Source organism: Nocardia sp. NPDC052254, from assembly GCF_040679495.1.
In the GTDB taxonomy this organism is placed as follows: Bacteria; Actinomycetota; Actinomycetes; order Mycobacteriales; family Mycobacteriaceae; genus Nocardia.
This window is the reverse complement of the sequence record NZ_JBFAUW010000002.1, coordinates 937,865-944,131: the sequence shown is the minus strand read 5'-3', so window position 1 is coordinate 944,131 and position 6,267 is coordinate 937,865. Positions and strand designations below refer to the sequence as shown.

The 6,267-nt window shown below is 66.9% G+C and carries 4 protein-coding genes; 1 reads left to right on the top strand and 3 read right to left on the bottom strand.

Going from position 1 to position 6,267, the window contains the following annotated elements; genetic code table 11:
* Positions 1-438 precede the first annotated feature (438 nt).
* Both eutC and AB0L57_RS09230 read right to left on the bottom strand, forming a co-directional pair.
* Positions 439-1,254, bottom strand: a complete 816-nt coding sequence (eutC, locus tag AB0L57_RS09235; protein WP_364959228.1) for an ethanolamine ammonia-lyase subunit EutC — start codon at positions 1,252-1,254, stop codon at positions 439-441.
* On the bottom strand, positions 1,251-2,654 hold the full coding sequence (locus tag AB0L57_RS09230) for an ethanolamine ammonia-lyase subunit EutB (protein WP_364959227.1): 1,404 nt from the start codon (positions 2,652-2,654) through the stop codon (positions 1,251-1,253). The genes eutC and AB0L57_RS09230 overlap by 4 nt, the downstream gene beginning before the upstream one ends.
* Before the next feature lie 561 nt (positions 2,655-3,215).
* Here AB0L57_RS09230 and AB0L57_RS09225 point away from each other — a divergent pair.
* Positions 3,216-4,457: a PepSY-associated TM helix domain-containing protein gene (locus AB0L57_RS09225; protein WP_364959225.1), complete on the top strand. Its 1,242-nt coding sequence runs from the start codon at positions 3,216-3,218 to the stop codon at positions 4,455-4,457.
* A gap of 87 nt (positions 4,458-4,544) precedes the next feature.
* Here AB0L57_RS09225 and groL read toward each other — a convergent pair whose 3' ends face one another.
* Entirely contained in the window at positions 4,545-6,170 is a 1,626-nt protein-coding gene (gene groL, locus AB0L57_RS09220; RefSeq protein WP_364959223.1) for a chaperonin GroEL, read from the bottom strand.
* Positions 6,171-6,267: the final 97 nt, after the last annotated feature.

Below are 6,267 nucleotides of genomic sequence, written 5' to 3'. Positions count from 1 at the left end.
CGACCCTCACACGGGGGGCGAGAATCGGAACCAAAATAAATATTTGGCACTGACATTCATCGACACACTATTGAGTTCTCAAAGAACACACGCACCAGCAATCTCGCGGGAAATTTCCCGGTCGATCGGTTGGGCAACTTTTACAGCTTAGCTCAGCCAGAAGCTCCCGACCAAATCGGGGTTCTTCTTACCGAACCAGTGTGACTGTCAGGCGCTCCTCGTCCAACCTCGTGTCCCTGGCCTCTCGGCTCCGGGTCGGTGTCCGTGTCGCTCTGACCTGGAATAAGTTACGTGCCAACCCTATTCGAAGTCAAATCGCCTGGTCATCCGGCCAAACCGAGTACATCGAGGTATCGGCGCCACGTGTTGTCCGATGGAATTCGACGGGCGGATATTCCGACATCCCCTGGACGCGGGTGCGCGAGAGTTTCCGGAGTCCTATTCGGCCGTATTCGGTGTCGCGTGTGCCCCGCGCGATTGGTCGAGCGGATAGGTCGCGAGGCGCTCGGCATGTGACGACCCGCTCGGATCCAGCGCGCCCGCCGGGCCGGTGTCTTTCAATGCCACGCCCGATGCCCCGAGTCGACGCGCGCCGGCGACGAGGGCGGCGACCACTCGAGCCGCATGCCGGTAGCCGAGTCCGTGCGGTGGGCGAATGTTGGAAACGCAGTTGCGTTCGGCATCGGTGCGACCCGGTCGCGGGTGATGGGTCAGATAGACGCCGAGACTGTCCGCGACGGACAGACCCGGGCGCTCCCCGATCAGGACCAGCATGGTGCCGACCCCCAGACGCGAACCGATCTCGTCGCCGAGGGCGACCCGTGCCTGAGTGGCGATCACCGGAGCGGCGAAGGTCCAGCCGGGCAGGGCGGCGATGATCTCCCGTGCGAGTTCGACGCCGTGGGTGTGCAGTGCCATGGCCGAGAGACCGTCACACAGCGTCACACCGATGTCGGCCCCGACGCTCGGCAGCACCGTCCCCGCCGCCAGTTCGCGACCGAGGTCCGGGCGCAGCAGGTAGGTGGCGCGGTCGGGCGCGGCGCTCGCGACCGGCAGCGGGTCACCGATGTCGAGGGTGCGCAGTCGCGTGGCGAGCGCAGCCACATCGAGGGGGGTGTGCACCGCGTCGCGGGCGGTGGCATGGGCGGCAACCAATTCGAGATGACGACGGGTGGGCATACCGGCGCCGGCCCGGCCCAGGCCGATGCGGGCCTGGGTGTGTTCGCGCAGCGCGTCCCAGGGATCGGCGCTCATGCCAATGCTCGCAACGGTGAGTTCGACAGCTCCGCCGGCAGTATCCGCCCCGCGTCGTCGGCCATGCCCTGGCGGCGCAACCAATCCTCGAATTCCGGTGCGGGCCGCAGATTCGCGGTGGCCCGGGCATACAACGCGTCGTGACAGGACAGCGACTGATAGCCGAGCATGATGTCGTCGGCGCCCGGCACCGTGATCACGAAGGCCGTACCCGCGAGGGCCAGTAAGGAGAGCAGGGTGTCCATATCGTCCTGGTCGGCCTCGGCGTGATTGGTGTAGCAGACATCGACGCCCATCGGCAGGCCGAGAAGTTTGCCGCAGAACTGATCTTCCAGACCCGCGCGGATGATCTGCTTGCCGTTGTAGAGGTACTCCGGGCCGATGAAACCCACGACGGTGTTGACCAGCAGTGGGTTCAGCGCGCGGGCCACCGCGTAGGCGCGGGCTTCCAGGGTCTGCTGGTCGACCGGACGGTTGCCGGTACCGACATGGGCTCCCGACGACAGCGCCGAACCCTGACCGGTCTCGAAATACATCACGTCGTCGCCGACGGTCCCGCGATGCAGAGACCGCCCGGCGTCCTCGGCCGCGCGCAACATCGCGAGGTCCACTCCGAAGGATCGGTTCGCGGCCTCCGTTCCCGCGATCGATTGGAAAACCAGATCGACGGGCGCTCCGGCCTCGATCAGTTCGAGGGTCGTGGTGACATGGGTGAGGACACACGACTGCATCGGAATGTCGAAGCGAGTGCGGATCTCGTCCAGCAGTCGGAGCAATTCGGCGACCCGAGCCGGTGAATCGCCCGCCGGATTGACTCCGACCACGGCATCCCCGCAGCCCAGCAGCAAACCATCCAGGATCGCGGCGGCGATACCACGCGGATCATCGACCGGATGGTTCGGCTGCAAGCGGGTGGCGAGCCGGCCGGGCAGTCCGATCGTGGTGCGGAATCCACTGGTCACACGCAAAGCCGCGGACACCGCGATCAAGTCCTGATTGCGCATGATCTTGGCGACCGCGGCCGCCATCTCCGCGGTCAGTCCCGCGGCCGAGGCGGCGAGCCGCGCGGCGGAATCCGGTGCGTTCGCCGCACTCAGCAATCGATCGCGGAGGTCACCGACGGTCAGATGGGCGATCGGCGCGAACGCGGCCGCGTCATGGCCGTCGATGATGAGCCGCGTGACCTCGTCGGTCTCGTACGGCACCACCGGCTCGTTCAGGAAGGTGGTCAGCGGCAACTCCGCCAGCGCCCACTGGGCCGCCGCGCGCTGAGCATCCGATTCCGCTGCGCACCCGGCCAATTCGTCACCGGAACGGCGTGGGGTCGCCCTGCCGAGAAGATCGACGAGACCGTGGAATTCATAGGTGACACCCGCCAAGCGCTGCCGGTGGACACTCATCGGTTCGACACCTCCGGGCACCTCGGCGATCGCCGTCGGAAACGGGGTCTGCGCGGTCGCCGGAGCGGGCGCGCTGTGGCCACTCTATGTCTTCTGCGTCGGCTCCGCCGACGCGGGTTTCGGCCCTCTGGCTATGTCTTCTGCGTCGGCTCCGCCGACGCGGGTTTCGGCCCTCTGGGCCTCGATTCTTCCCTTCTCCGCTCCTCCGCTTCGCTCCCCCGCTCCGGCAGTCCAGAATCGAGGCGGGCCGAAACCGACACGGGAACACCATCCCGGAAGCGGCTACCTCGGGGGGTGGGCGGGTTTTCAGGGGGGGTTTCAGTTGTCCACAGGTGCTCACAGGCTCGATGTTTCGAGAGGGGGCTCCGCCGCTGGGCACGCGCTCGTTTCCTGGGTAGTTCTCGCCGGTGGACACGGGACGCGGGACGTACCCGATCGGTGAGTGCGGGCGGACCTGGGATCTCACCATTGAGGCACCGTCCACCGGGGACGCGAGGCGGGCATGGTTCCGAAGTGTCGACGGTTCCCGTCGGCCGCACGATTTAGGTTAGCCTTACTTGAATGAGTGGGGTCGAGACGCGTGTTGCCGAGCGGCGGGTGGTGCGTCGCCGTGCTCGTAAGCCGGTTCGCCGGGCGTTGACCGTGGCGCATCGATGGTCCGCGCTGATCCTGGGGATCGTGCTGGTCGTGCAGTGCACCTCGGGGGCGGTACTGCTGTATCACTCCGAGTTGTTCCGTGCCTCGCATTCCGTGTTCTACCGGCATACCGAGGGCACCGTGATGCGAGATGCGAACGGTGCGGCCGACTTCGATCGGGCAGTGGCTCTGGTGCGCGCGCAGGATCCGGGGTTCGCGGTGGGCTGGGCCGGGACCGACGACGGTGTGATCGTGGTGGGCGACGTGGATTTCACCGAGGCCTATGGGATCGATCCGGGGTCGGGGCGGATCAACGATCGGATCGGGCTCACCGGCGGCGTGCTGGGATGGCTGGTCGATCTGCACGACTGCGCCTTCGGATGCCTGCGGTACGCGGGGGCGGTGCCGGCGTTGAACAGCATCGCACCGCTGATCGGGATCACCTGGGCCGCAACAATTCTCGGTGTCATCGGGCTGCTGCTCGTGGTGCTCGCGATATCCGGCGCCGTGATCTGGTGGCCGACCCTGAAACGATGGCGGCACGGATTCCGGGTGCGGACCTCCAAGGGGCGGTTCGCGCGGGATCGAGATCTGCACAATGTGATCGGCATCGTGAGCGTGCCGTTCCTGCTCATGTGGGGAATCACCGGGGCGGCGATCGAGGTGCCGGCGGTGCAGAAGGCGTGGCTCGCCATCACCGGTGGACAGGCGGCCACCGACCTTCCACAGGACGCATTTCGACCACGCGACACCCCCACGGGACAACCCGAGATCTCCGCGTCCGAGGCCGCTCGCATCGCGACCGGCGAGCATTCCGGACGCGTCGCCTATGTCATGCTGCCGGCCGATTCGACCCCGTACTACCGCGTCAATGTGGCAGGCGGCTATTCACCGTACGAACACCGGGCGCTCTACAGCGGCGACGTCCTGGTGTACGTGAACGCTCACGACGCCTCCGACACCAAGGTGGTCGACGCCGCCCACGACCGCCCGCTGGCGAACACCTTCTACGCCAAGGTCTTCGAACCCGCCCATTTCGGCTGGCTGGTGAACGGGTGGTGGCGGCTGATCTGGTTGATCTTCGGCCTCACCCCGCTGGCCCTGGCGATCACGGGAACCTCGACCTGGCTGTTCAAGCGGAGGGTCCGCGCGAGCAAACGCACCTGAACCATCGGCCGCGAAAACGCCGGTAGCCGGCCCACCCGAAGGGGTGGACCGGCTACCGGTTCGAAAAGTGTTGCCGAGTGGCAGGACTCAGAAGTCCATGCCGCCCATGCCACCGGTCGGGTCGCCGACGGGAGCGGCGGCCTTCTCCGGCTTGTCGGCCACGACGGCCTCGGTGGTGAGGAACAGCGCGGCGATCGACGCGGCGTTCTGCAGCGCCGAGCGGGTGACCTTGACCGGGTCGGCGACACCGGCGGCCAGCAGGTCCTCGTACACGCCGGAATCGGCGTTGAGGCCCTGGCCGGTCGGCAGGTTGGCGACCTTCTCGGCGACCACGCCGGGCTCGAGGCCGGCGTTGAACGCGATCTGCTTCAGCGGCGCGGCGAGCGCCACCTTCACGATGTTCGCGCCGGTGGCCTCGTCACCGGACAGCTTCAGGTCCTCCAGCGCGGGGCCGGCCTGCAGCAGCGCCACGCCACCACCGGGGACGATGCCCTCTTCGACGGCGGCCTTGGCGTTACGCACGGCATCTTCGATGCGGTGCTTGCGCTCCTTGAGCTCCACCTCGGTGGCGGCGCCGGCCTTGATCACCGCAACACCGCCGGCCAGCTTGGCCAGGCGCTCCTGCAGCTTCTCGCGGTCGTAGTCCGAGTCCGAGTTCTCGATCTCGGCACGGATCTGGGCGACGCGACCCGCGATGGCGTCGGCATCACCGGCACCGTCGACGATGGTGGTCTCGTCCTTGGTCACCACGACCTTGCGGGCGGTGCCCAGCAGATCGACGGTGGCGGTCTCCAGGTTCAGGCCGACCTCTTCGCTGACGACCTCGCCACCGGTCAGGATGGCGATATCGGCCAGCTGCGCCTTGCGGCGGTCGCCGAAGCCCGGGGCCTTGACGGCGACGGACTTGAAGGTGCCGCGGATCTTGTTGACGACCAGGGTCGACAGGGCCTCGCCCTCGACGTCCTCCGCGATGATCAGCAGCGGCTTACCGGCCTGGATGACCTTCTCCAGCAGCGGCAGGAGATCCTTGACGGTCGAAACCTTCGAACCGACGAGCAGGATGTAGGGGTCCTCGAGGACCGCTTCCTGACGCTCGGCGTCGGTCACGAAGTAGCCCGAGATGTAGCCCTTGTCGAAGCGCATGCCCTCGGTCAGCTCCAGCTGGAGCCCGAAGGTGTTGCTCTCCTCGACGGTGATGACGCCTTCCTTGCCGACCTTGTCCATGGCCTCGGCGATCAGCTCACCGATGGACGCGTCGCCGGCGGAGATGGCCGCGGTGGCAGCGATCTGCTCCTTGGTCTCGACCTCCTTGGCGGTGTCGAGCAGCTTGGCGGTGACGGCCTCGACGGCCTTCTCGATGCCGCGCTTCAGACCCAGCGGGTTGGCGCCGGCCGCGACGTTGCGCAGACCCTCGCGCACCAGCGCCTGGGCGAGCACGGTGGCGGTGGTGGTGCCGTCACCCGCGACGTCGTCGGTCTTCTTGGCGACCTCTTTGACCAGCTCGGCGCCGATCTTCTCGTAGGGGTCCTCCAGCTCGATCTCCTTGGCGATGGACACACCATCGTTGGTGATCGTGGGGGCGCCCCACTTCTTCTCCAGGACAACGTTGCGACCCTTGGGGCCCAGCGTCACCTTGACAGCGTCGGCGAGGCTGTTCAGGCCCCGCTCGAGACCGCGACGGGCCTCTTCGTCGTACGCAATTGTCTTGGCCATTGCGTTGAGATCCTCCACATGTATATGGCTGACACACAGAGCGATCGCAGGTTGGATCGCCCCATTACGCTGGCCAGGTTCGGTGCCCGCGACGGAC